The 22,378-nt window shown below is 61.5% G+C and carries 22 protein-coding genes and 2 pseudogenes; 10 read left to right on the top strand and 14 right to left on the bottom strand.

Translation table 11 applies throughout. The features are described 5' to 3' along the window. A partial coding sequence (locus FE811_RS19310; protein WP_140848442.1) for a hypothetical protein occupies positions 1-194 on the top strand: 194 nt, incomplete at its 5' end. Between the two features lie 138 nt (positions 195-332). Continuing rightward, positions 333-1,469 (top strand): Fic family protein, encoded by a 1,137-nt coding sequence (locus tag FE811_RS19305; protein WP_140848440.1) that lies wholly within the window; start codon positions 333-335, stop codon positions 1,467-1,469. A gap of 43 nt (positions 1,470-1,512) precedes the next feature. Here FE811_RS19305 and FE811_RS19300 read toward each other — a convergent pair whose 3' ends face one another. Beyond that, positions 1,513-2,232, bottom strand: coding sequence for a hypothetical protein (locus tag FE811_RS19300; protein ID WP_140848438.1), 720 nt, complete (start codon positions 2,230-2,232; stop codon positions 1,513-1,515). Then, positions 2,222-4,177, bottom strand: a pseudogene (gene pglZ, locus FE811_RS19295) (BREX-3 system phosphatase PglZ); the annotation flags it as partial. The gene FE811_RS19300 and the pseudogene pglZ, both read right to left, overlap by 11 nt. A gap of 122 nt (positions 4,178-4,299) precedes the next feature. Here pglZ and istA point away from each other — a divergent pair. The 5 genes from istA to FE811_RS19270 all read left to right on the top strand — a co-directional run bounded on the left by istA (position 4,300) and on the right by FE811_RS19270 (position 9,193). Next, a complete protein-coding gene (gene istA, locus FE811_RS19290; RefSeq protein WP_140848434.1) occupies positions 4,300-5,832 on the top strand; it encodes an IS21 family transposase in 1,533 nt (510 codons plus the stop codon). Continuing rightward, positions 5,822-6,592 carry an IS21-like element helper ATPase IstB gene (istB, locus tag FE811_RS19285; RefSeq protein ID WP_140848432.1) on the top strand — a complete coding sequence of 257 codons (771 nt, stop codon included), beginning with the start codon at positions 5,822-5,824 and terminating at the stop codon, positions 6,590-6,592. Before istA ends, istB begins: the two co-directional genes overlap by 11 nt. Before the next feature lie 201 nt (positions 6,593-6,793). After that, the gene (locus FE811_RS19280; protein WP_140848430.1) at positions 6,794-7,090 is read left to right on the top strand and encodes a hypothetical protein; all 297 of its coding nucleotides are present in this window, start codon (positions 6,794-6,796) and stop codon (positions 7,088-7,090) included. Between the two features lie 374 nt (positions 7,091-7,464). Then, the gene (locus FE811_RS19275; RefSeq protein WP_140848428.1) at positions 7,465-8,286 is read left to right on the top strand and encodes a type IV toxin-antitoxin system AbiEi family antitoxin; all 822 of its coding nucleotides are present in this window, start codon (positions 7,465-7,467) and stop codon (positions 8,284-8,286) included. Further along, a complete protein-coding gene (locus tag FE811_RS19270; protein ID WP_140848426.1) occupies positions 8,276-9,193 on the top strand; it encodes a nucleotidyl transferase AbiEii/AbiGii toxin family protein in 918 nt (305 codons plus the stop codon). Before FE811_RS19275 ends, FE811_RS19270 begins: the two co-directional genes overlap by 11 nt. Before the next feature lie 116 nt (positions 9,194-9,309). Here the strand turns inward: FE811_RS19270 and FE811_RS19265 are convergent, their stop codons facing one another. The 5 genes and pseudogenes from FE811_RS19265 to FE811_RS19245 all read right to left on the bottom strand — a co-directional run. Continuing rightward, complete coding sequence (locus FE811_RS19265; RefSeq protein WP_140848424.1) at positions 9,310-9,903, bottom strand: DUF6088 family protein; 594 nt, start codon at positions 9,901-9,903, stop codon at positions 9,310-9,312. A 57-nt stretch (positions 9,904-9,960) separates the two neighbouring features. Next, positions 9,961-10,605, bottom strand: coding sequence for an antitoxin of toxin-antitoxin stability system (locus FE811_RS19260; RefSeq protein WP_140848422.1), 645 nt, complete (start codon positions 10,603-10,605; stop codon positions 9,961-9,963). After that, positions 10,598-11,017: a hypothetical protein gene (locus FE811_RS19255; RefSeq protein ID WP_140848420.1), complete on the bottom strand. Its 420-nt coding sequence runs from the start codon at positions 11,015-11,017 to the stop codon at positions 10,598-10,600. Before FE811_RS19255 ends, FE811_RS19260 begins: the two co-directional genes overlap by 8 nt. Before the next feature lie 75 nt (positions 11,018-11,092). Further along, positions 11,093-11,290 (bottom strand): hypothetical protein, encoded by a 198-nt coding sequence (locus tag FE811_RS19250; protein WP_140848418.1) that lies wholly within the window; start codon positions 11,288-11,290, stop codon positions 11,093-11,095. A 1-nt stretch (position 11,291) separates the two neighbouring features. Beyond that, positions 11,292-11,513: pseudogene (locus tag FE811_RS19245) on the bottom strand (hypothetical protein); the annotation flags it as partial. Positions 11,514-11,588: 75 nt separating this feature from the next. Here FE811_RS19245 and FE811_RS19240 point away from each other — a divergent pair. After that, positions 11,589-12,731: a tyrosine-type recombinase/integrase gene (locus FE811_RS19240; protein WP_045682654.1), complete on the top strand. Its 1,143-nt coding sequence runs from the start codon at positions 11,589-11,591 to the stop codon at positions 12,729-12,731. Continuing rightward, the gene (locus tag FE811_RS27940) at positions 12,731-14,773 is read left to right on the top strand and encodes a tyrosine-type recombinase/integrase (RefSeq protein WP_219848905.1); all 2,043 of its coding nucleotides are present in this window, start codon (positions 12,731-12,733) and stop codon (positions 14,771-14,773) included. Before FE811_RS19240 ends, FE811_RS27940 begins: the two co-directional genes overlap by 1 nt. Here FE811_RS27940 and FE811_RS19230 read toward each other — a convergent pair. The 5 genes from FE811_RS19230 to FE811_RS19210 form a co-directional block, all read right to left on the bottom strand. Next, positions 14,663-15,049 carry a hypothetical protein gene (locus FE811_RS19230; RefSeq protein ID WP_140848414.1) on the bottom strand — a complete coding sequence of 129 codons (387 nt, stop codon included), beginning with the start codon at positions 15,047-15,049 and terminating at the stop codon, positions 14,663-14,665. The genes FE811_RS27940 and FE811_RS19230 overlap by 111 nt on opposite strands. 11 nt (positions 15,050-15,060) lie before the next feature. Next, positions 15,061-15,552 (bottom strand): DUF6878 family protein, encoded by a 492-nt coding sequence (locus FE811_RS19225; RefSeq protein WP_140848412.1) that lies wholly within the window; start codon positions 15,550-15,552, stop codon positions 15,061-15,063. Between the two features lie 102 nt (positions 15,553-15,654). Continuing rightward, positions 15,655-16,173, bottom strand: coding sequence for a DNA repair protein RadC (locus FE811_RS19220; RefSeq protein ID WP_140848410.1), 519 nt, complete (start codon positions 16,171-16,173; stop codon positions 15,655-15,657). Positions 16,174-16,281: 108 nt separating this feature from the next. Continuing rightward, positions 16,282-16,722: a RadC family protein gene (locus FE811_RS19215; RefSeq protein WP_140848408.1), complete on the bottom strand. Its 441-nt coding sequence runs from the start codon at positions 16,720-16,722 to the stop codon at positions 16,282-16,284. Positions 16,723-16,848: 126 nt separating this feature from the next. Continuing rightward, positions 16,849-18,048 carry a DUF932 domain-containing protein gene (locus tag FE811_RS19210; RefSeq protein WP_140848407.1) on the bottom strand — a complete coding sequence of 400 codons (1,200 nt, stop codon included), beginning with the start codon at positions 18,046-18,048 and terminating at the stop codon, positions 16,849-16,851. 302 nt (positions 18,049-18,350) lie between these two features. On the opposite strand from FE811_RS19210, the gene FE811_RS19205 reads away from it, so the two are divergent. Next, positions 18,351-19,493 carry a hypothetical protein gene (locus FE811_RS19205; protein ID WP_255469787.1) on the top strand — a complete coding sequence of 381 codons (1,143 nt, stop codon included), beginning with the start codon at positions 18,351-18,353 and terminating at the stop codon, positions 19,491-19,493. A gap of 142 nt (positions 19,494-19,635) precedes the next feature. Here FE811_RS19205 and FE811_RS19200 read toward each other — a convergent pair whose 3' ends face one another. Then, positions 19,636-21,900, bottom strand: coding sequence for a hypothetical protein (locus tag FE811_RS19200; RefSeq protein WP_140848406.1), 2,265 nt, complete (start codon positions 21,898-21,900; stop codon positions 19,636-19,638). 132 nt (positions 21,901-22,032) lie between these two features. After that, on the bottom strand, positions 22,033-22,378 hold a 346-nt coding region (locus FE811_RS19195), incomplete at its 5' end, for a single-stranded DNA-binding protein (protein ID WP_140848405.1).

Here is a 22,378-nt window from a genome sequence, read left to right as displayed (position 1 = left end):
CGTCTCAGATTAAAGGGCAACGCGACACCCCTGAAACCCGCCTCACAGGCGAACCGATCATGCGCATCTTCTGCAAGAAAACCGACACGCTGGTGGGCTACCTCTACCAATGGAACAACGGCGACCTGCAGCCCGCCTGGCTGGACACCGCCAAGGCTGAAGTGCGCTACGAACCCATCTCGGCCGCAGCCTGACACGCGCACAAATGCGGCGTTATGTGTGGGTCTGCGCCTGTACGCCCCAGCTCAAGCGCTGGACGTGATGCATAGAGCGCGCTTTCATAAATCATAATTCTGCATTATTGTGAGTTATAGAAAGGGATTCTATAGCTCATGCGCTGGAACTGGACACGACCCGACTGGCCGAATTTTCGCTTTGACAGCGCCGCCGTCGAGGCCCTCGAACGGCGGTTCCTGCTGTCATCCGGCGAGATTGTTGGTGCCTTCCGCTATTTGACGGGCGACGAACGCGACCGTCTGCGCATCGATCTTCTGAGCGAAGAGGCGATGCGTACAAGCGCCATCGAAGGCGAGGTGCTGGATAGGTCCAGCGTGCAATCCTCCCTGCGCCGTCAGTTCGGCTTGACTGCCGACGGCGCACCATCACGGCCGCGCGAACAGGGCGTCGCAGAGATGATGGTCGACGTCTACTCGACCTACGCCGCCCCTCTGACCCACGACACACTCTGCCGCTGGCACGGGATGCTCCTGGCACATGACCGCGGGCTCGAATCCATCGGCGCGTATCGGCGGCATGCCGACGCGATGCAGATCGTCTCCGGTCGCATCGACCGGCCGACGGTGCATTTCGAGGCGCCGCCCTCCGCGCAGGTCCAAGGCGAGATGGACGTGTTCGTCGACTGGTTCAACCGAACGGCGCCAGACGGTCCAACGCCCCTGCCGGCTCTGACCCGCGCAGCGCTCGGGCACCTCTGGTTCGAAAGCATCCATCCCTTCGAGGACGGCAATGGTCGCCTCGGCCGGGCCTTGGCGGAAAAGTCCCTTGCGCAGAACATCGGCCAGCCGAGCCTGATCGCGCTAGCCTATACGATCGAACGGGACCGGAAAGCCTACTACGACCAGCTCGAAACCCACCAGAAGACACTGGACGTAACCGGCTGGCTGATCTGGTTCGCCGAGATCGTTCTGAAGGCGCAGCAGGTGACGCTGACACGGGTCGCGTTCTTCATCGCCAAGGCGAAGTTCTACGACCAGTTCCGTGATCGACTGAACGAGCGACAAGCCAAGGTGATTGAGCGCATGTTCCGCGAGGGGCCTGATGGGTTCAAAGGTGGCCTCAGCGCCGAGAACTACATCGCCATCACCGGCACATCACGCGCCACCACAACCCGAGATCTGCAGGATCTGGTGGAGATGGGCGCGCTCAACCGCACCGGCGAGCGTCGGCATACGCGGTATTGGCTGGCACTCTCCCAATCTGAACGCCGCGTAGTTCCCCCAGACCGGTAAGGTCGGCAAGGAAATCCCACTAAACGGCTGAAAAGGCGTCAGACTACCGAGCCTTCAAGCCAACGATGCGAGTACCTGCGCTGTCCGCCCGTACATCAAATGCTTCGGATAGCGAGAGCACATAGCCAAGATTATCTCCGAAGGAGAAGGGAAACATCGTTGGTTGACCGGAAAGCCCGTCAAGAGTGAGCGGGCGGCCCACATGCATCAGCAACGCTTCAGACATCCATTGAACTGTCTCAGGGCTTTGCAGAGCCATTGGAGGCTTCCGGGTCAGCGTCTTGCCATTTTCGCTCTTCCCAAGGAGTGACCAGTCAACCTGCGACTGAATGACCATATTTGTCATTCGGCGAGTGCCTTCTCGCTCGCCATAGATCTCTGCCATCCTCCTGTGGACTTCCGCCGTGGTGCAATCACCCTGAAGCGACGTAAGCCGACCCACGATTTCGGCAACCTTCGCGAAGAACGGATAGACCGCCAACGCCATGCCCCAGGTAAGAGCCGCGACGTGCGGATCGGCTACCTGGCGAAAGATGGCGACGCCCCGATCTGCCAAGCCGGCGAGCTCTTCGCGCGGCTCGAGCCAGAGTCGGTTCAAGACCGTTCTCGTCTTCTTCTTTGCCTCCAGTCCAGCATGAGACCCAGTAAGGATTTGGTCGAGTTCACCTATATCAGCAGCTCCCGATCGCACCCGTAACGCGGCTTCGGCCCAATCGAGGCGGATAAACCGGTCAAAACCAATCTGAGGAGCTTTAGGCTGCATCTTCCTCTTTCCTAATCCCGATCTTCACGAAGGGCACAATCAGCTCCTCTACCGACATTCCTCCATGAGCGACAACCTGTTGGCCGTTGGGCACGAAGGCCCCGCGCCCACTCGCATAGAGCGGAAGAAAATCGGGCGGTAGACCCGGCCCCCCGAAAGCAAAAGCGTCGATATCTGCCGGAACAGACCCCGCCAACGTCTCGTTGCGGTACGTCCGAACCCGCTCCCCTTTCACTTCACTGATCACACCTTGATTGAGCCGACCAATGCCGTCGGCATCTACGTTCCCATGGTCCGCAGTCACGTAAACTTGGAACCCCCGGCTGATCAGAAGGTTCAGCAGCTTCTCGACGAAGCCGGTTTCGCACCACTCCCGAATCTGGCCCGAAAGACCACGTTTTCCGAGCATGGCGCCGTGGACCAGCTCGTCGATCATGTCGACGACGATACCCGCAACCTTGATCGATGGGCTGGAAACAGCTGCCTCAAGGTCGGGCAACTGTTCTGTTCGCTTGATCGCTTTGCGATAGAGGACTTCGGCGGGGCGCAGTCCATTTTCCATCCAGAAGCGGTTCCAGAGGGAAGGCTCCTGGGCGGTTGTTTCGATCGACGATTGAAACTCACGAGGCCTTAACCCTGAGAACAGTGCCTGTCGCGAGACGGAAGTGAGGCTTGGAAGCCATGCAAAGCAACCGCTCTCTTCAGTCGTCAAGTCCGGAGCGCGGGCGCTCAGATACTCTCGAATTTGTACCCACTGATCGAGTGCCATCCCGTCAAACACCAGAAGCGCGATCTTTTCTTCGCCTGCGTTCCGGCGCATCGACAGGTATCTCGGGATGTGGTGCACCATTACTGGCGCCTTTGCGACAGGCAGCGATGGCAGATCCTGATACCGCTTTTGCACCCATTCTCGCAGTCTCGTGTCCGCATCGATTTGCAGCTCACGCATCGCGGGCAGAATGGAAGGCACCTCTTCGCTCGGCAGTTCATGGAGACGATGGATGGTCTCAGCCAAGCGCCTAGCGGCGTCCGTCCAGTCCCGGTGCGTCGCCTCTGGTTCGGGGAGCTTGGCAGCCATCGAACTAATGCCGCTCTCAACCAGATCGCGTAGGCTGGTTGGGCTTTGAATAGCACCCAACCTAATCCAATCAGGCAGTGTGGCCGGCACAGTCCGAGCGTTTACTGGCTGCAGAGCGCCTTCAAGGAAGAGGGTATCAACGATGACACGGATGTCTGGATGATCAAATGGGATGTCGACAACCTTGGTCGGTTGGGACCCTGAATCCACATCTGCATGCTCAATCTCGACACCCCGCTCTTCCAGAAATCGGCCCCATGCCGCTTGTACCGTGCGGGCCATAGCGCTCCTCGAAGATAGTAGACCTTCGACGGGCAAAGACCCCAGGACCGTGTCCGTCAAGATCTTGGCAACATATTGAGCAAGGACGGGGGGCAAGACGACGCCGCGATAATGCAACCCAAATGCTTCGCGCCAGAAGTTTTCCGGCTTTCGCATGAGGTGAGGGTTCACCTCGAATAGATGCGTCAGAAGGAACTCCTTCGTCATGCTCTCGCCGAGAACCTGGGAAGCATGACTATTGTGGGCGGCGAAGAGCCTTTCGAGGTCGGTGCTATCGATCTGCCGTATGACGCTGGTATTCAGCTTGGGCATTAGATCCGCGAGACTCAGGTCAACCCTTCGTGCATGCCGAAGATAGTCCCACGGTAGAAGGTTCAGGTCCGCTCCTTGGAATTGAAGAACGAGCGCCTTGCATGCCCCGGGGGTGCCGCGATCCCAAGCGGACCGGTAGCGCTCTTCGTACTCAACCCGGAAGGCGATCGAGTCCTCAAACGGGAGCACCTCAAATCCACGCTCGCGCAAGACCCGGAGGATGTTCTCATCGAGCAGAAGGTTGTCAGGATCGCGTGCGATCCAGAACTGAGAGAGGTCCTCGGGTGTTGATTTCCACTGAGAGCTGACCCGGTTCGGCCGAAGATTTCCATTGAGATTTGACCCATGTGACCCTGCCCCGAGCGAAGCGCGAGGGGGTCAACGGAGTGATCGACATGGGACTACTGAACGTGATCCGGAAGCTGCGCCTTCGACAGGGTTTGCCGATCCGCGAGATCGCGCGGCGCACTGGACTGTCGCGCAATACCATCAAGAAGTATCTGAAGGCTGATGTCACCGAGCCGCATTTCGCGACGCCGGAGCGCCCGAGCAAGCTTGATCCCTTTGCCGAGAAGCTGGCGGTCTGGCTGAAGACCAATGCTGGCAAGCCACGCAAAGAGCGGCAGACGTTGACGAAGATGCACGCCGATCTGGTGACGCTCGGCTTCACCGGTTCTTACAATCGTGTGGCGGCCTTCGCGCGAGAATGGCGGGCAGATCGGCAGCGTGAGCAGCAAACGACGGGTCGAGGGACGTTCGTTCCGCTGGCCTTCCGTGCTGGTGAAGCGTTCCAGTTCGACTGGAGCGAGGACTTCGCGGTCGTCGGCGGTGAGCGCACGAAGCTTCAGGTCGCCCATATCAAGCTGTCGCACAGTCGGGCCTTTCTCCTGCGCGCCTATCCTTTGCAGACCCATGAGATGCTGTTCGATGCCCATTGGCACGCGTTCCGGGTCTTCGGCGGCGTGCCGGAACGGGGCATCTACGACAATATGAAGACGGCGGTTGATCGTGTGGGCCGCGGAAAGGCCCGTGAGGTCAACATCCGCTTCCTCGCCATGGCGAACCACTATGTCTTTGAGCCCGAGTTCTGCAATCCGGCGGCGGGTTGGGAGAAAGGGCAGGTCGAGAAGAATGTCCGCGACGCCCGTCATCAGATGTTGCAGGGCATGCCAAACTTCCCTGATCTTGCGGGACTGAACGCCTGGCTGGAAGAGCGTTGCTTCGAGCTATGGCATGAGACCGCCCATGGCAGGCTGCCCGGAACCATCGCTGATGTCTGGGCGGCGGAACAGAGGGCCTTGATGCCGTTGCCCGTGGCATTTGACGGCTTTGTCGAGGTGAGCAAGCGTGTCTCACCTACCTGCCTGATCAGCTTCGAGCGCAATCGCTACAGCGTTCCAGCATCATTCGCGAACCGGCCCGTCAGTCTGCGGGTCTATCCCGACCGGTTGGTGGTGGCGGCGGAGGGCAACATCCTGTGCGAACATGCTCGCCTGATCCAGCGCAGCCACAAGTTGCCTCCGAAGACGATCTATGACTGGCGGCATTATCTGGCCGTCGTGCAACGGAAGCCCGGGGCTCTCCGCAATGGCGCGCCCTTCCTGGAATTGCCATCTGCCTTCAGGCATTTGCAGGATCAGATGCTCCGCAAGCCCGGCGGTGATCGCGAGATGGTCGACATCCTCGCGCTTGTCTTGCAGCACGATGAGCAGGCCGTGCTGACCGCCGTGGAACTGGCCCTGACCGAGGGCGTGCCCACCAAGACCCATGTGCTGAACCTCCTGCACCGCCTCGTCGACGGCAAGGTGATCGGTGGTCCACCATTGGATACTCCGCAAGCGTTGATCCTGCGGCGAGAGCCCAAGGCCAATGTGGAACGCTATGACGCCCTGCGCAGCCAGATCGCTGGAGGCCGCCATGCGTCATGACCCGGCCGCAGGTGCCATCGTCATCATGCTTCGGAGCTTGAAGATGTATGGCATGGCCCAAGCCGTTGAGGATCTCATCGAACAGGGCGCACCTGCATTTGAAGCCGCCATCCCAATTCTATCGCAACTGCTGAAGGCCGAACTGGCCGAACGAGAGGTGCGCTCCATCGCCTATCACATGAAGGCGGCACGCTTCCCAGCCTACAAGGACCTCTCGGGCTTCGACTTCGCCGCAAGCGAGATCAACGAGGCCACTGTCCGGACGCTGCATCGCTGTGAGTTCCTCGACGGCGCGCAGAATGTCGTCCTGATCGGGGGACCGGGCACCGGCAAGACACATGTCGCGACGGCTCTTGGTATCCAGGCAATAGAGCATCACCGCCGCAGGGTCCGCTTCTTCTCCACCATCGAACTGGTCAATGCCCTCGAACAGGAAAAGGCCAAGGGTAAAGCAGGCCAGATTGCCGAAAGCCTGACCAAGCTCGACCTCGTGATCCTCGACGAGCTCGGATACCTGCCCTTCAGCGCCTCGGGCGGGGCGTTGCTGTTCCACTTGCTGAGCAAGCTTTACGAGCGCACCAGCGTCGCGATCACCACCAACCTCAGCTTCAGCGAATGGGCCACGGTCTTCGGCGACGCCAAAATGACTACTGCCTTGCTCGACCGCCTCACACACCGCTGCCACATCCTCGAAACCGGAAACGACAGCTTCCGCTTCAAAGCAAGTTCAGCCGCAGCAGCCCGAAAGAAGAAGGAGTGAAACCGTGCATTGACCCAAACATGACCCGAAATCCATAATCAAAGGTGGGTCACTTCTCGATGGAAAACCCGGGTCAGCTCTCAGTGGAAATCAACACCCCGCCCCTCTCTCCCTCTCGAACCGATGCGTTCCGTTCGCTTGGCTTGATTTTGTTCCTGTTATGTTCTACATTGAGAGCGAAGCCAGCAAGGGAGTTTCCCGATGGACAGCACCACGCATGCCATGCCCGCGACGGCCAAGCAGATCGCTTATGCGCGGTCGCTCGCCCTTCGCAACAAGACCCTCCTGCCATGGGAGGTCCAGCAAGACCGCCGGTCGCTCAGCGCGTGGATCGATGCGCAGGCCCAGTTGAAGCCAGTGTCGGACATGGACCGGCTGCCGACCTCGAAGCAGGTGGCTTTCGCGGAGAAACTCGCCAGGATCAAACGGCGCGCCGTCCCGGATGAGTGCTTCCGCGACAAGGGGCTGATGTCGAAGTGGATCGACGGGAACAGGTGAGCACGGCACCGGCTGGCTCTGCTGGTTCCGGCCTTCCGGAGCTTCTGCCATACCGTGGCTTGGCAAACCGAGCGTCGTTGCCAACCTATAGGTTGGCAGATTAGCCCTTCGGGACATCAGCCTCGGTCAAACTCCTGTCCTCAGGACCAAAGGCCTGGTCCCGGCGGCACGCCGGGAGGTGCCCGCATCGGCCTTCGGCAACCACCGCAAGTCTTAGCCGTCGCTCGACCCAGCGTCTTCAGATCTTCCTCCACTTGGGGCTAGTACCTCAGTTCTTTGGGAATCGTGATATTGGAGCGTCAATAACGCTGGAAAAGCATCCTCATCAAAGAAAACCGTGGATGTCTCTTTGAAGATCTGTCACTTTAGACATCATGGACGCCGCAAGGTCACAGAATCTGAAGAAACTGCTTGATGCCGTGCCCGCCGGATATCTGGTCGATGCCGCATGGCTCGTCTCCCAAGGTATCGCCTACGAGAGTTTCCGTGACTATGTGAAGCGCGGCTGGCTCGACCGCATCACCCGAGGCGTCTTCCGCCGTCCGCTCCCCAGCATCGCAGCCACGCCGACATCGAACAGCATCGACTGGAAGACCTGCATCCTGTCCGCGCAGCACATCATGGGTCATGACCTGCATGTCGGCGGCACCACGGCGCTCGGCGAACAAGGACATGCCCATTACCTGCGCCTCGGCGAAAGCGCTCCAGTCTGGGTCTATGGGGACAGTATCCCCAATTGGCTGGCGAAACTGCCGATGGATGCCCAGATCAGAACCCGCCCACGTTCCTTGTTCGCTGACCCAAAACTGGGCTTGATCGAGGGCAAAACGACTGGCCAGCCATGGGACTGGGGTCTGACGATGTCGACGCCGGAGCGCGCAGTTCTGGAGGCCATGGACGAGTTGCCTGACCATGAGAGTTTCCACACGCTCGACATGGCTTTCGAGAGCCTGACAACCCTGCGCCCGAAACTGCTTTCCGACCTCTTGGAGGCTTGCCGTAAGATCAAGGTCAAGCGCCTGTTCTTCGTCTTTGCCGACCGCCACGACCATCCCTGGCGCAAACGGATCGACCCGCAGGCCTTCGACCTCGGCAGCGGCGACAGAGCCTTGGTCCGAGGAGGCAAAATCCACCCGCGCTATCGGATCATGGTGCCGGAAGATTTCGTGAAACCGGAGGCCGACAGTGGCGCGTGAGACCTATGAGGCCCAAGTTGCGCTCCTGGTGCGCGTCCTGCCCCATGTCGCGGGTGAAAGCGTCTTCGCGCTCAAAGGTGGGACGGCCATCAACCTCTTTTACCGCGACCTGCCGCGGTTGTCGGTCGATATCGACCTGACTTACCTTCCGATCAAGGAACGCGCCGAAAGCCTGGACGAGATCAATGCCGCGATGGATCGCATCGCGGCTGCCATCGAAACCGGTATCCGCGGCGCGAAATCGCAGCGCATCCAAGGCGGCGGCGGCGGGGCCACGCGGCTGCTGGCGCGCCTCGGCAATGCCGAGATCAAGATCGAAACATCACCCGTGTCCCGGGGCGTGGTCCACGATCCGGAAATCCGGACCGTCTCGTCAGCCGTGGAAGACACCTATGGCTATGCTGAAATGAAGATCGTCTCGTTCGAGGATCTGTTCGCTGGCAAGCTGCACGCTGCCTTGGACCGGCAGCATCCCCGGGATCTCTATGACGTCACGCTCCTTTACGAGAACGAGGACCTGACGCAGGACCTCTTCCAGACCTTCCTGATCTATGTCGCCAGTTCGCCGCGCCCGGCGCATGAGCTGCTCGATCCGAACCTGATCGACCTCGGACAACCCTACGCTCGGGAATTCGAGGGCATGACCAGAACACCGGTCCCCCTCGACATACTTCTGGCGACGCGGCTGAGATTGATCACCGATGTGCAATCGCGGCTCGACGACAAGGCGAGGCAGTTCCTTCTAACACTCCAAGACGGAGAGCCTGACTTTAAGGCCATCGACCGGTTGCAGGCGGTACACCTTCCAGCCGTGCAGTGGAAACTCCTCAACCTGAACAAGCTGAAGCGCGACAACCCTGCAAAGCACGCCGCGCAGCGCGACGCCCTGCTGAAGCTTCTGGGCTGAACCGTGCACCGCACCGTCGCGAGGCGGGTGAGCATTGGCCCCCTGGGTCGACTGTCTTGAATTTGCCTCCCGCCTCGGAATGGGCACCAGGCAAAGCGCTGAAGCGCACTGACGCCTCAGCCATGGACTATCTCTCCAACCAATCGTGCCAGCCAAGTCGGGAACTGCGGCGCAGCAGACACCAGTTCTGTCTTTGCTGTGTCCGCGAGCTTGGATCGCAGGATTTGCAGGGCCTTGGAAGCCTCATCCGGCCCGAGCCATGCCAGAGCGCGGACAACCTGGCCGGATGTCTTGTTCCCAAGGGCCAACTGCCAACGCGGCGCATGACGCAGTTCGACTGCTTGGCAGCCAAGGTTCAGCACGCGGCTTCGACCGGAGGTGAGGTAAACCGACTTGACCGGCACCTGCGTGGTCAGGCCCAGAGCGTTTGCCGCAGCAGCACCGCTCGGCACGATCGTCTCGCCCCGCTGCACAGCCAGAGCTTCGATCGCTTGTTCGGTCGAGGGACTACGCGGCCCAAAACGTGTCTGGACCGGGCGCATGTAGATGCCGCGTCCTGCACGGATCAACTCGCCGCGCGCGGCCAGACGCGACAGCGTCTGATCGACCGCCACGCGTGAGCCGAGATGCAAGAGCCCCTTCGCTGCCAAGGGTACCCCCTCCGGCAACGTCACCGCGACCTTCATGATGCTCTCGGCAATGCGTTCCATGATCGCTCCTTTGTCAGAAAAATGCGCCCGTTTCTGACAGTTTTCAACTATGCCGTCTCACCCGAAGCGGCGCCCTGCTTCGGTGAAGGTATACTCGTTGACGATGATCCCCTCCTCTATGGCCTCGTCCGAGGTCAGGTGGTCGTATTCAGCCTGAAGCTGGCGGTAGAGCCAGTGGGCCAGATCACGCAGCGCCTCGGTCACGATCTCCTCGGCGTCTTCGGTCGGCGGCTGCCAGGTCGGGCTGTCCCGCGTGACGTCAACGGCCATGGTGTATTCGTGATAGTAGCGACCGCGGTGGCTGACCTCAGCAGCAAGCTGGTCGAAGTTCCGCCGCTGGATGGCCTGCAGCCGGTCAGCGACGCCGTGCAGCGTTGCATCGGTCGGGGCGTAGTCCCGGATGCGCGCGGCCGCGCCCTTGGCATGGGACCAATAGCCCTCGAAGCAGGCGCCATCGCCCTGGCTCCAGAACCCGGAGAACCAGATGCAGGGCTTGGCCCGCGTCCCGCCGCCCATCAGCCGCACGGGAGTGGTTTTCAGGCGGATGCCGAGGATTTCGCAGACCCGCTCGAAATCCTCATAGACCCCGTCCCACCAATCGTCGTGGGGACCACGCTCGCGATACCAGTCGCGCGCCTTTTCCTTGGCCGCATCCGAGAGTTCGGGGAACTGGTAGACGGTGGTGCAGATGACCTCAGGCATCGACGTCCTCCCCGTTCAGCGCGGCGACCAGCCATTCCTGGCTGCTCGTCCAGCCGATGGATTTGCGGGCACCGAGATCGATGACATGCGCGCCGCCGCCGAAGGCGTCGAGGCGCGGTCGGGAGCAGATGAGGGCATACTGGAAGCCCCAGAGGCCGGTGAGATCGAATTCTTCCGCGAGGCGCAGGACGAAGCGGATGACGGCTTCGACATCGCCGTGGTCTTGGTCATGGATCCAGAGGGTGCTGCCCTCGGGCGTGTCCTGGCGCACGAGGTCGAAGCCTGCGACCTCCGGGTCGTCGGCGTCCTGATCGGCTTCGCGGAGTTCCTCGAACAACGCAAACGCGCGGGCCGCCTTGTCGGGGGTGCCGACATCGAGCAGGCACGAGAAATAGGTGAAGTAATCCGCCATGGGGACTTCCTGAATGGGGAAGACCCGGCCGAGAGGCCGGGCACTCGATTGGGAAGAAAGGGTGGTCGGGGGCAATCAGCCTGTGGAACTGTCGCCCGCCGCCTGTCGCGCGGCATGCGCGCAGAGCATCTGCCGGTAGAAGCGCTTGCGTGCGTTCCGGAAGCCACGAACGGCGCGCGAGTCGGGGTGCAGCGCCCGGACCGCCGCCCGCAGGACGGTGTAGGTCGAGGCCGTCGCTGGCAGACCGAGGCGCTGATAGGCCGGATCGGTCATGTCAGGTGACCTCGACCACGGGCCAGGCGAGATAGGGATCGACCAGCGCCTCAATCCTCTCGGCCCGACCCATCCAAGGCTCGGGCCGGATGGCCTTCACCCAGTCGGCGAAGCTCGGGATGAAGCCGAGGTCTTCCTTCACATGCTGCTCGCCAACCCAGCGGGTCGGAATGATCCGCCCGGTCGAGAGGGTGAGGGTCGGCCCAAAGATCGTCTCGGCCATTATATAGACAGAGTCGGTCAAAACCGACTTCGGGCGTATCGTGGCAGACGATTTAGACTCAGTCGGAGATGCGCCATGGTGGATGCAAAGCTTGAAGGCGCAGGCCCTGATCCATCTTCGTTCGCCGCAACCATCGCCGCGTTCGTGACGTACCTGAATGGGTCGGGATGTTCTCCCAACACCGCGCGCGCTTATCAGCACGATCTTTCGCATCTTCTTTCCTTTCTTGATGAACAGGGGTGGGATTGGCGTGCGCTGACACCGGCGCGCGCGGTTGACTTGCTGATCCATCTGCGCAGCAAGCCGAGCCGTCGCCGCGGCACCGGGCCGTACCCGTCGTTGGCCGCGACCGATGGAGAACGATCTGCTCGGCTCAGCACGGCGACGATCAACCGGGTGCTTGCAGCGGTTTCTTCATTCTTCGAATGGGCGCGGTTCACTGATCGTTTTGCTGGCCCAAACCCGATCACCCGAATTCATGATCGCGCTGCCGCACATGTCGCTGAACGCCATCGACCGTTCCTGACTGGCGTCACCTCGCAGTCGGCCTTACGGAGCCCGGTGCGGTTGCGGCAGATCCATCGTTTGCCCCGCCCGATGGCGGATGAGCAGGTCGACGCGCTGATCGCGCAGCTGCGAACGCGCCGCGATCTGGCAATCATTCGCTTGATGCTCGACGGCGGTCTGCGACCAGGTGAGGTGCTTGGCTTGCACCTCGCCGACATCGCATATGGCAGGCGACGGGTGACCGTCAGGGTGCGTTTCGATCACCCGCGCGGCGTTCGGAGCAAGTCACGATCTGAGCGCGTCGTCGATTTGCATGAAACGGCAACGCTGCAGTCAGTCAGCGGATATGTCATGACCGAACGACCACAGGACACAGACAGTCCCTTCCTGTTTCTGGTCGGTGGCAGTGGCCCACGCAGGCATGAGCCACTTTCCTACGCCGCGCTGGCCAAGCTTTTTGCGAGGGCGTGCGATCGTGCGAACATACGTAAACCATGGGTGACCCCACATGCCCTGCGCCATACCCATGCAACAAAGATGTGGGAGGCCGGGATGCGCGAGCTGACGCTTCAGCGAAGGCTTGGTCATGCATCGCCAGAAGCAACCCGCGTTTACACCCGGGTTTCCGATCCGATTGTTGTCGCCGAATATCGCCGTGCCCTCGGCCTTCCAGACGAGAAGGTGCAGGACCCTGCGGAAGGCGCAAAGTGATGCGGGGCCCAGTCTCCGCGGCAGCGATGCAGGCACGTTCGATCGATGCCCCATCTCTCTTTCGCAGCAGCCACTGTTCGGCCGATGAATACGACGCTTTTCTACAACGCTGCTATCCGACGAAGCAGTTCGTCCAACAACGCCGAAGTCAGCGCAAGCAATTCGTCGAGGCCTGGCCAGACATTGAAGAATGGCTGGCCGCGCCGCTCGCAGTTCGTGTCGGTCGGATCAACGGGCAAACCAGAGCTACCCTTCAGGATCGACCCTCCTATTTCGCGCGCGCCTATCTCTACTATCTGGCGCTGAAAGGGCATCTCCGATTGGATTATCCGTGGCTGCTCGCCGTCGGCGACCTTTGCGTTCACGACGTGGCACGGCTGTTGGATATCGATCTCGGTGTCGAGAGACTTGCGCGCGAGGCGACAGACCTAGGTCTCGTCTATGCGGGTGCTGATCGAGCAATGCGGTGGACGCTCGGGCGTCTCGCCCTTCACCAGGGACCCCGACTGGTCAGCGCTTTGCGTCAGAACGACATCAATGAGCTCCTCGTCGCCGTTCGGATGTTCGGCGATAGATCAGATCTTGGTGCCTACTGGACCTCGAGCGACCGGTATCGTCTAGTCTCCAAAGCTTGGATTACGATGATCGGCCAGCTGCGCTTGGCACTCTATCACCGCGGGCAAGTCGACGACCCGCCGCGAAAGATCATGCCATCGGCGGATTTGAAGGCGGCACAGCCTGAAATGGGCGCATTGATCGATGAATGGCTTGTACGCCGTGCACCAAGCTTGCGACCGGTCACCGTGTACCACCACGCGCTTACCGCCCGCCGATTTCTGCAGCATTTGGCCAAAACGGCACCAGAAGTGCGCACCTTTGGGCAGGTAAAGCATGAGCACATCGTCAGCTGGATGAACGCGATGAAGACCGAGTTGTCGCCAAAGACCGGGCGACCACTCACTGCGAATTCTCAGAGGGGACGCGTTGTCCGGCTGGCACAATTCTTCAAGGATGCCGAGGACTGGGCGTGGACTGAAGTGCCGCGATGGCCGCTCGTGGCAAAACGCGATCTGCCGCGCGTGCCCGACCGAATTCCCCGATACATCCCTCGTGCTGAGCTCGAACGGCTGATGGAGGAAATCCGGGCGCTTTCCGATCCGTTCCAGCGCGCAGCTATGCTCCTCGCTAGGTGGTCAGGTGCGCGCCGCAGCGAAATTCAGCGCCTATCTGTGGACTGCCTCGACCAATACGCCGATGGCACGGCGCGCCTTCGGCTGCCCGTCGGTAAGACCGCCCGCGAGCGCCAAATCCCACTGCATGATGAGGCCGCAGAGGCCCTTCGGGTTGTGCTGGGTCTCCGCGCTAAGGTCGCAGACCGAATGCTGCCCGACGAACGGACAGGCGATCTCGTCCGGTTCGTGTTCGTCTGGCGCGGAAAACTGATGAGCGGACGCCATCTGTTTGGTGCGCCATTGAAGCGGGTGTGTGCCGCCACTGGCTTGGTCGACGCCGGAGGCAGGCCAACCGTGACCATGCACCGATTCCGCCACACGCTCGGAACCGAACTCGCAGAACGCGGTGCAAAGCTTCACACCATCATGAGCGTCCTCGGCCACGAAAGCCCTCAGATGACGATGGTATATGCGCGGATCAGCGACGCAGAGGTGCTGCGCGACTACCAGTCCGTTCTGGAACCAGGCGCCATGATTGCGGGTGCAGGAGCGGAAGTGATCCGATCCGGAAATCTTGGCGAAAGCGCGGTCGACTGGCTTCGCAGCAACTTCTTCAAGACTGCGCTGGAACTGGGACATTGTCTGAGGTTGCCCTCGGAAGGTCCTTGCGAATGCGACCTTTACCTGAGCTGTTCTCGCTTTGTAACGACGCCGTGCTACGCGCCGCGGCTGCGCGAACGCCGTCGATTGGAACTGTCTCTAGCCGAAGACGCGCGCGCCCGCTCTTGGTCGCGCGAAGTCGAACGTCATTGCGCCGTCGCAAGAAGAGTCGAACAACTCCTGACCGACCTCGGCGAGGAATTGGAATGAAATGCGGTCCTGCACACGGAACAGGCCGACCACCGCCAGCTTTTTGGGGAGCGCGGCGGTCGGCCTGTTCCTACCGAAGACCCCTGCGCCTTGACGCTTGCCTGTCCATGTAACGGCCATGAAGATACCCTCGGCATGATGGCGGAGCGCGCGGTGCCGAAAGTCGGCCGTGATCTCCTTGCTCTGGTCGAACCAGGCATGCACCGCGATGAAGTCGTCAACCGTGCCGCCCCATTTCTTCACGGAGGAGAGGGCGTGGTGATAGGGATGTGCCATTGCCTCCCCCCTCAGAAAGCGTGGGTGTAGAGTTCGGACGAGGTGAAGCGCTCGTTGAACTCGAGGTGGATGCAGCGGGCTGCAGCGTCGAAGCAGAACTCGCCCCAGGCACCGTCGTTGTTCTCCCAACCGCCATGGGTGTCGGAGAGGAAGTCATAGGCCAGCTGCTCGACGACATTTTCCAGCGAGAGCTGCCTCATCTCGACCTCGGGGTCGTCCCAGGTCAGCGCCGCGTATTCAATCTCGGTCGCGGGGAAATCGACGGCGGTTTCACCGGACCACGCGCCGATGCTTTCGATCTGGCCGCTGTCCCCGGCCCCGTCAAAGGTCACAGTTACATGGGTGATGCCGGCGGCCGTAAGACCGTCGAAGAGGCGATCCTTGTTGCCGGGGCGCAGCGCGTCAATGCGGGCCGCGCGTTCTGCATGCGCCGCGAAGATCTGGCCCATGTCGACGGTCGAGGGTGCCATCGGTGGTGCGAGGGTGGGTTCAGCCAGGGTCATCGGGTGTCTCCGGTAAGGGGAAGGGATCGGAGCCGGGTCGGGCGATCTCTCTCCCCCGGACAAGCTCCAAATCCCCATCTGCCCTTCTCTGTCTCTCGGGCCTCACGCAGCGACCTGCAGCGCCCCGGCGGCGAAAGCGCGCCAGAGCGGGTCGACGAGCCGGGCATCCAGAAGATCGGCGCGGTGGCGCAGCCGCTGCGCGAGATCGGGCTCACCCCAGGCAGCCGCACGGCCCGCCTGCGCGCGCAGCTGGCTTGCCTCGGTCACCACGCCGCGCGCCTCGGCCGCGCTCGTCACCGGGTGGCACCAGGCGACAGCGTGGTCGCTGGCGGCCCCGGCCAGCACAAGGCGCTCGTCGCGGTCGATGATCGCGAGAAACTGGGGCGCGGCATCCGGGGCCATACCCTCGGCATGGTCGATCGCGTCCTGCATGGCCTCGGCCAGCGTCGCGAAAGGGGAGAGGACGAGCGGAGCCGCGCGGCCCGACATGAGATCAGCCGGTGCGCGGCGCGACAGGGTCAGGGCGAAGAGGTGGTTGGGGTCGGTGTCGCCCGAGGGAAAATGCGGCGGGACGCCCCGCGCGTAAGCGGTCGGGTGGATGGGCAATGGCAGGTCGAACATGGGAAAATCTCCAACGGCGCGGGAAGCCGTTCTCCCCGCCTCATCCGTCAAAGACCAAACCGCCGCCCTCTTCCTCGAAGGGGCAGCGGTGACGGGTCCGATGGGCCCTCAGAGCTTGCCCAAGGCTCGTAGGCTCAGCTCCGTCCCGGCGCCGACGATGATGTGGTCGTGCAGCGTCAGGCCGAGATACCTGCACCCCTTCTGGATCTCCTTGGTCATGCTGAGATCGGCCTCCGACGGCGTCGGATCGCCCGAGGGGTGGTTGTGGATCAGGATCAAGGCGCTGGCGTTCAACATCAGCGCCCGCTTGATCACCTCGCGCGGATAGACCGGGACAAGATCGACCGTGCCGGTCGAGAGAAGCTCATCGGAGATGATGCGGTTCCTGCGGTCCAGGTAGAGGACATGGAAGCGCTCGATGGGCCCACGAACGCTGAACGCACAATAGTCCATCAGCGCCTGCCAGCTGCCGATGACCGGGTTCTGACTGAGATAGCGGCCGAGGATGTCGCGGGCTTCGAGGACGATGGTTTCTTCCTGGGGGGTCATGGGTGTCTCGCTGAAATACGCAGGCCGAAGCCCCCCTGCCCTCTCGGGGCGGGGCCAGTGGCATGCATGTGGAAGGGGAAAGCGCGACCGCCGCGGATGAAGGCGGTCGCGTTGTCAGGCCCGGCGTCAGCCGACCCGGTCGAGAAGCTTCTTCGCGCGCCCCTCCATGTCGAGGCGGGCATCCTGCTGGGTCTTGTCGCGTGCAAGCCGCGTGATGCCCTGCACGAAGTCGAAGATGCTCTCTGGCGGGCGGCCTTCCTCCATCAGCACCTTCTCGATAATCTTGCCCGACTCGGCCTTCGAAAACCCACGCTTCCTCAAGAAGTCATCCCGGTCTTCATCCGTGCGCGCCACGATCTGCTGCCGCGCGGCCTTGATGCCATTCACGAAACCCTGCGGCGAGGAATTGGCAAACCGTGTCAGCGCCGGGGCCGCCTCATGCGCGAAACGGGAGGCGGCGTATTTCGAGTGGCGGATGGTGATCTCCTGGAAATCCTCGACGCCCCACAGATTCCTGTTTTGGCACACCGCCCGCAGGTAGAAGCTCGCCATGCCGAGGGTCTTGGCGCCCACCTCGGAATTCCAGCAATAGAATCCCCGGAAGTAGAGATCAGGGGAGCCGTCGGGCAGACGACCCGCCTCGATCGGGTTGTGATCATCGACCAGGAACAGGAAGACGTCACGGTCCGAGGCATAGAGCGTGGTCGTGTCGCGGCTGATCTCGACATCGGGGTTGTAGACCCCGGTCGACCAGTCGAGCACACCCGGCACCTTCCAGCGCGTGTCGCCCGTGCCATTACCCGCGATGCGCTGCACCGCCTCGACGAGTTCATGGTCATGGATGCGGCCATAGTCGGGGCCGGTCACCGCACGCAGTTCGGTGCGACCGTCTTCCATCTCGAAGGTCTTGACCTGCTCGGCGCGGTGATTGGTCAAGCCGTATTGCAGGTTGATCCCGGCCAGCGGCGCAGGCAGCTGTCGCAGGTAGGACGCCGGAGCGCCAACGATGCTCGCAAGCTGCCCGAACGCCCAATGCGTGGGCGCGACCGGCTCCTGCGCTTTCGGCAGGACCAGGTGCAGCCGTTCAGCGCTGTCGCGCGCAGCCTCGACCCGGATGTCGGCGGTCTGCACCACCCGGCTGCGGCTGCGCTCGGAGCGGCCCTTCAAATTGGCCCAGAGATCGTCGAGCGACAGATACCGCTCATCATCGGGCCGGTTGAACCATTCGGACGACACTCGCCCGTTCCGCTCACCCCGGCTCACATCCACTTTCCAGCCACCCGCCCGCGCCGGTGCGACTGGATCCAGAACTTCTACAACGCCCATCGGCTATCTCCCGCGACGGGCGCCAGAAGCCACTCTCCCAGCCCTCAACCCGTCGCCGGAAAACCGGCCAAACTCGGACTCTCTCAAGGAAACGGCACCAGATGGGAAGCGTTCCACGCCCAGAACGCATCGGTGTTGACCTGCACCCGAAAATGGCAGAGGTTGAGAGCGGCCTTTCTCGCAGGCCGGTGTGCCCGCCACGCGAAGCTTCGCAGCGAATTTGATTTCAGAAACAGACCTCATGCCATCGGTGGGTCTGATTAGCAGCGGGCACCTAGTCAGATCCGGCTTGGACATGGATCATGACACAGAACGATAAGCTTAAGACGCTGAAGCTGCTGGCGAAGCGTTACGCCAGGGCGACCGGTCAACCACAGCACGTAGCGCTCGACCTTGTTGCCAATCGAATGGGCTTTGCTCATTGGAACGCGTTGACAGGCAGCGCGAAAGGAGAGTGGGTACCCTCCGAAGCACAAGTTGCCACGATCAAGGCCTTCGTGGAACGGATCACTTCCTACGAGGGTTCGACCTTCGACCATATCTTCGGGGGCCCCGATGCCGTCACTCGAGGAGAGGTCCGTGGGCATCCATACGCGCTGAAAACAATGTTTGGTGACGTCCACATGGAAGGCGATGGTTGGCGGATCGTCCTGCTAGAAAACCCTTCGACCGCCCCTCGGGTCGAGATCGACATCAAGCATTCCCAGAACAGCCCGATGAACGATCGAACGCTGCGCGAAGAAGCCATCGGGATTGCCGAGGAATTTATGCAGAGCGTCAAGGCGCGACGATTTGCCGATTGGCCACGTCGCGCCACGAAACCGGATGCGGAAGGAAAGGTGCGCCACCCGTTCTTGGAGATGGAGGAATCGAACCTCTGGTACTGCCTCCATTGCGATGCCGAAATCACCGGACGACAGATCGCTGGAAGCCATTGGCATTGCCCGGGCTGCGGCGCATCACCGATCAACATTTTCCCAGAAGCGTTCTGGTTAGGGCCGAACGAGGGAAAGCCAGTGCCGGTCCAAGTTCGCGCCGAAGGGCAAGAGGTGGAACCTATCGTCTCCATCGTCGATCCGCGGCCAAGACTTGATCTCAGCAAGGACCAGGTGACCCATTTGATCCGGGCAGCCCTGTTCGAGGATGCGACCAATGCCAGTGAGCGCATGGGCGCGGGTCTTGCCGAAATCTGGGTGGATGACGATCTCGACGTCGTTATTTCCTTCGAGGATCACTACTGGCCCGAAGAAAAGGAGCCGACAGCCGCGATCGACGTGGCTGCAGTGCTCGGGATCGAACTGGAGTTGGAAGTTATGTGGTCGGATCCGCTGTTCGCGTGGCCCGGTTTGGCCACAGTGACCCAGAGCACGGCCGACTATACCCGCATGATGCTTGATGCCTATCGCAGTCACGGCATCGTCGAAGAAAGGAACAAAGACCAGTAGCGCCGGAGCGTCGGACCGCCAACACTTCGGGCAGTCTCGGTCGAGCAGCTTTTTCATCCGGCGGGTCGGACAAACTCCAAGACAACTGATGAGGCCCCGGTTCTGGAATCGGGGTCTCATCCTCGCCTTATGATGAAGCTGGCTAGGCCGCTTCCCAGACCTGGTTCAGGATCCGTGCCGCGATCTCGGATTTGTCCTGCGGCAAGAACCGACCGTAGTGCTGCGCGACCATATCCGGTGTATCCTGAATGGCGTAGCTCGCTTGTTCGTAGGACCCGGTGCGCTTCAGGATATGGGTGGCCAGAACGTCCCGCACATTGTGCGGCCCGTGCGGCAACAGGCCTTCAATCGCGCCGCGCTTGGTCCATGGGTTATAGATGCCGTAGCGCTGTATCGCTGTGCGCCACGCCTCATAGAAAGTGTTCTGGCAGTAGGCCGCATTGGTGCTGGTCATCTTCGCCGTCTTGACGAAGAAGGTACCCGGGTCAGCCGCATCGGCGATCAGCCGCGCGCGATGGCGCTCGATCCAGGCTTCGATCAGTTCGTAAAGTCGCCCGAGGTCCGGAAGGATCAGGCGAAATGGTTTTGAGCCGAAGAACGACGAGTTGGCGTTCTTGAATGCCACCGACGGGATCAGGATTTCCCAACCCTGGTCGCGGCTGCTCCAACGCAATTCGCCCCGTTTCAGGTCCTCCAGTTTGCGCTCCGATGTCGGCAAGGTCCCTGGCCGGCACAGCATTAGTTCGCGCAAATTCTTCTGCCGCAGCCCCGTGTGAAGACCGATACGCAGCATCAGGAAAGCACGGACGGCTTCTGCCGCCGCACGGGCGTTGTGCCGTTCGTCTGGCATCCGCCGCAGGATTTCTTCGGTGATCTTGCGGTACTCGCCGACCGGACTTGGCGCTTCGAGCACCGGCAGGATGGGCTCGAAAGGGTCTCGATGAATGCGGGCAACGCGGTCGATCTCCTTGATCCGACGACGGGCGTGTTTGTACATGCGGTCGCAGGCGGCGGGCCAATCCGACTGCACCGCGTTGATATCAGCCTCGGTAACCAAGCCCTCAATCGGCCGAAGGCTGCTCCCCATGCGGGGCGATTGACGCAGCCAACCGGTCTCTTCTCGGCAAATCGCTGCAGCGATCGATAGCAGGTCGATCTCCCATTTGGTGTAAAAGCCGCGACGACGCTCGCGCCAATGAAGGTACCAATCCCAAACCTGGGGGAAGATCATCATGGCAAAGGTCAGAAGTTTTGGATCGACGCCGAGACCCTGTACTTCGCTCTCGGGTGGGGCCACGAACGCCCCGAACCATAGCCCGAAATGCTCCACCTTCTGGGAAGCTGTCTCCGTTCCCCAGACCCCGTTCCTCTGCATGCCGAAGGCAGCGAATGTCGACGTCTTGAAGCGAAGGAATTCGGCCATCTCGTCGTTCAGGCGCTTGGGCGCGATGACGATGCCAGACTCTTCCGGCGTCCGTGCGGGTGAAGACTTGCGAACCGGCCCAGAGGCACAGCTAAAGCGCACCGCATAGCGCTGACGAATGGCAGCAGCCTGATACCTGCGGTAATCCGTTGACCCGCTGATGATAACCGTGCGGACCCAATCAAGGATTTCTGCCTTCTCCTGGCTTGGCCTGCGGTTGAAATCTTCGGGGAGGTGCCACGCCAGACGTCGCCGCTCAGATGGCGAGATGTCGTCCAGATCAAAATCGCCTGGTGCTCGATCAGGAGTACCCGACAGGCTTAAGAAGTAGCCCGCCGGCAGCCGATAGCGCCGCTCGATGCGTCCCAGGATTTCCAAGCTGATCGCAGCGCGCGGGACCTTCTTGCCGCGCCCCCAGCTGATCAGCGTACTGCGATTGACGCCGTCCTCGGGTCGTACCACTGCGTTGTAGAGGTGGTAGATCGTTTCGCCATGACGGCGGGCATGCAGTTGAAGGGCTTCGCCAAAGGTCGCGGGGTCCTTAAATGCCGTGTCCAATGGCTCGGGAAACTCGACGATTCCTCTCGGGCGGACGCCGGGCTTCTTGCGGACCTTCTCGCTGCTGGTCGCTGGAACGTCGGCGGAGTTCGCGGAAGGAACGGCGACCTTGGAGGGCATCGAGCGGCTCGTCGTGCGAGCCGGGCGCAAGGTCACATTCGAAACTTGCCGTGCCACAGCATCGAAGATCGGCTGCAAGTCCGCCCGATGGGCGCGGAGCCGCTCGACATCGATGTCGAGCATGGCAGACAGAGACGGTAGGTCGAGCCCACTGCCCCGATAGGGCGGGTATTCGGCTTGTTCGAGCAGGTCGACCAAGCAGCTATAGAGCAAGCGCACCTCACCTTCGGTGAAGATCGTCGTGAACCGGCTCTTGCAAAACTCGGCGATCCTGCGCGGCGTGAGAGCAGAAGATGTTGATTTCATTTTCCATCCTTCGATTTCTGGGGCGGCCCAGCTATCGAAATGAACGATTGGACGGGAGGGGCATTCGACCGGAGGGAAGCCCAGAACCCGGCGGGTTTCCCCGCCGGGCCCGAGGGGGAGACCCCGTTCTTTTCAGAACGGGATCTCGTCGTCTCGATCGACCAGCTCGGGGTTTTCGTTCTCGGCCGACTTCGGGCGGCTCAGGAAGTCGACCTTCTCGGCGATGATCTCGCAGCCGTAGCGGTCAGTGCCGGTGGCGTCGGTCCACTTGGTGTAGTGGATGCGCCCGTGGACGAGAACCTTCATGCCCTTTTCGCAGTGCTCTGCTACGGTCTTGCCGAGACCGTTGAAGCAGGTGATGCGGTGCCATTCGGTGTCCATGACCCGGTAGCCGTTCTCGTCGCGCATCACGCGACCTTCCGAGAGGCGCGGCCGCGAGGTGGCGAGGGTGAAGTTGGTGATCTTCGTGCCGCTTTGG

It is taken from the genome of Paracoccus sp. FO-3, assembly GCF_006386455.1.
Taxonomy (GTDB): Bacteria; Pseudomonadota; Alphaproteobacteria; order Rhodobacterales; family Rhodobacteraceae; genus Paracoccus; species Paracoccus versutus.
This window is presented reverse-complemented; position numbering and strand designations above follow the sequence as displayed.

Coding starts and splice junctions, on each gene's coding strand:
- FE811_RS19305 (WP_140848440.1), top strand. CDS start 333: ATGCGCTGGAACTGGACACGACCCGACTGGCCGAATTTTCGCTTTGAC.
- FE811_RS19300 (WP_140848438.1), bottom strand. CDS start 2,232: ATGCAGCCTAAAGCTCCTCAGATTGGTTTTGACCGGTTTATCCGCCTC.
- istA (WP_140848434.1), top strand. CDS start 4,300: ATGGGACTACTGAACGTGATCCGGAAGCTGCGCCTTCGACAGGGTTTG.
- istB (WP_140848432.1), top strand. CDS start 5,822: ATGCGTCATGACCCGGCCGCAGGTGCCATCGTCATCATGCTTCGGAGC.
- FE811_RS19280 (WP_140848430.1), top strand. CDS start 6,794: ATGGACAGCACCACGCATGCCATGCCCGCGACGGCCAAGCAGATCGCT.
- FE811_RS19275 (WP_140848428.1), top strand. CDS start 7,465: ATGGACGCCGCAAGGTCACAGAATCTGAAGAAACTGCTTGATGCCGTG.
- FE811_RS19265 (WP_140848424.1), bottom strand. CDS start 9,903: ATGGAACGCATTGCCGAGAGCATCATGAAGGTCGCGGTGACGTTGCCG.
- FE811_RS19260 (WP_140848422.1), bottom strand. CDS start 10,605: ATGCCTGAGGTCATCTGCACCACCGTCTACCAGTTCCCCGAACTCTCG.
- FE811_RS19255 (WP_140848420.1), bottom strand. CDS start 11,017: ATGGCGGATTACTTCACCTATTTCTCGTGCCTGCTCGATGTCGGCACC.
- FE811_RS19250 (WP_140848418.1), bottom strand. CDS start 11,290: ATGACCGATCCGGCCTATCAGCGCCTCGGTCTGCCAGCGACGGCCTCG.
- FE811_RS19240 (WP_045682654.1), top strand. CDS start 11,589: ATGGTGGATGCAAAGCTTGAAGGCGCAGGCCCTGATCCATCTTCGTTC.
- FE811_RS27940 (WP_219848905.1), top strand. CDS start 12,731: ATGCGGGGCCCAGTCTCCGCGGCAGCGATGCAGGCACGTTCGATCGAT.
- FE811_RS19230 (WP_140848414.1), bottom strand. CDS start 15,049: ATGGCACATCCCTATCACCACGCCCTCTCCTCCGTGAAGAAATGGGGC.
- FE811_RS19225 (WP_140848412.1), bottom strand. CDS start 15,552: ATGACCCTGGCTGAACCCACCCTCGCACCACCGATGGCACCCTCGACC.
- FE811_RS19220 (WP_140848410.1), bottom strand. CDS start 16,173: ATGTTCGACCTGCCATTGCCCATCCACCCGACCGCTTACGCGCGGGGC.
- FE811_RS19215 (WP_140848408.1), bottom strand. CDS start 16,722: ATGACCCCCCAGGAAGAAACCATCGTCCTCGAAGCCCGCGACATCCTC.
- FE811_RS19210 (WP_140848407.1), bottom strand. CDS start 18,048: ATGGGCGTTGTAGAAGTTCTGGATCCAGTCGCACCGGCGCGGGCGGGT.
- FE811_RS19205 (WP_255469787.1), top strand. CDS start 18,351: ATGACACAGAACGATAAGCTTAAGACGCTGAAGCTGCTGGCGAAGCGT.
- FE811_RS19200 (WP_140848406.1), bottom strand. CDS start 21,900: ATGAAATCAACATCTTCTGCTCTCACGCCGCGCAGGATCGCCGAGTTT.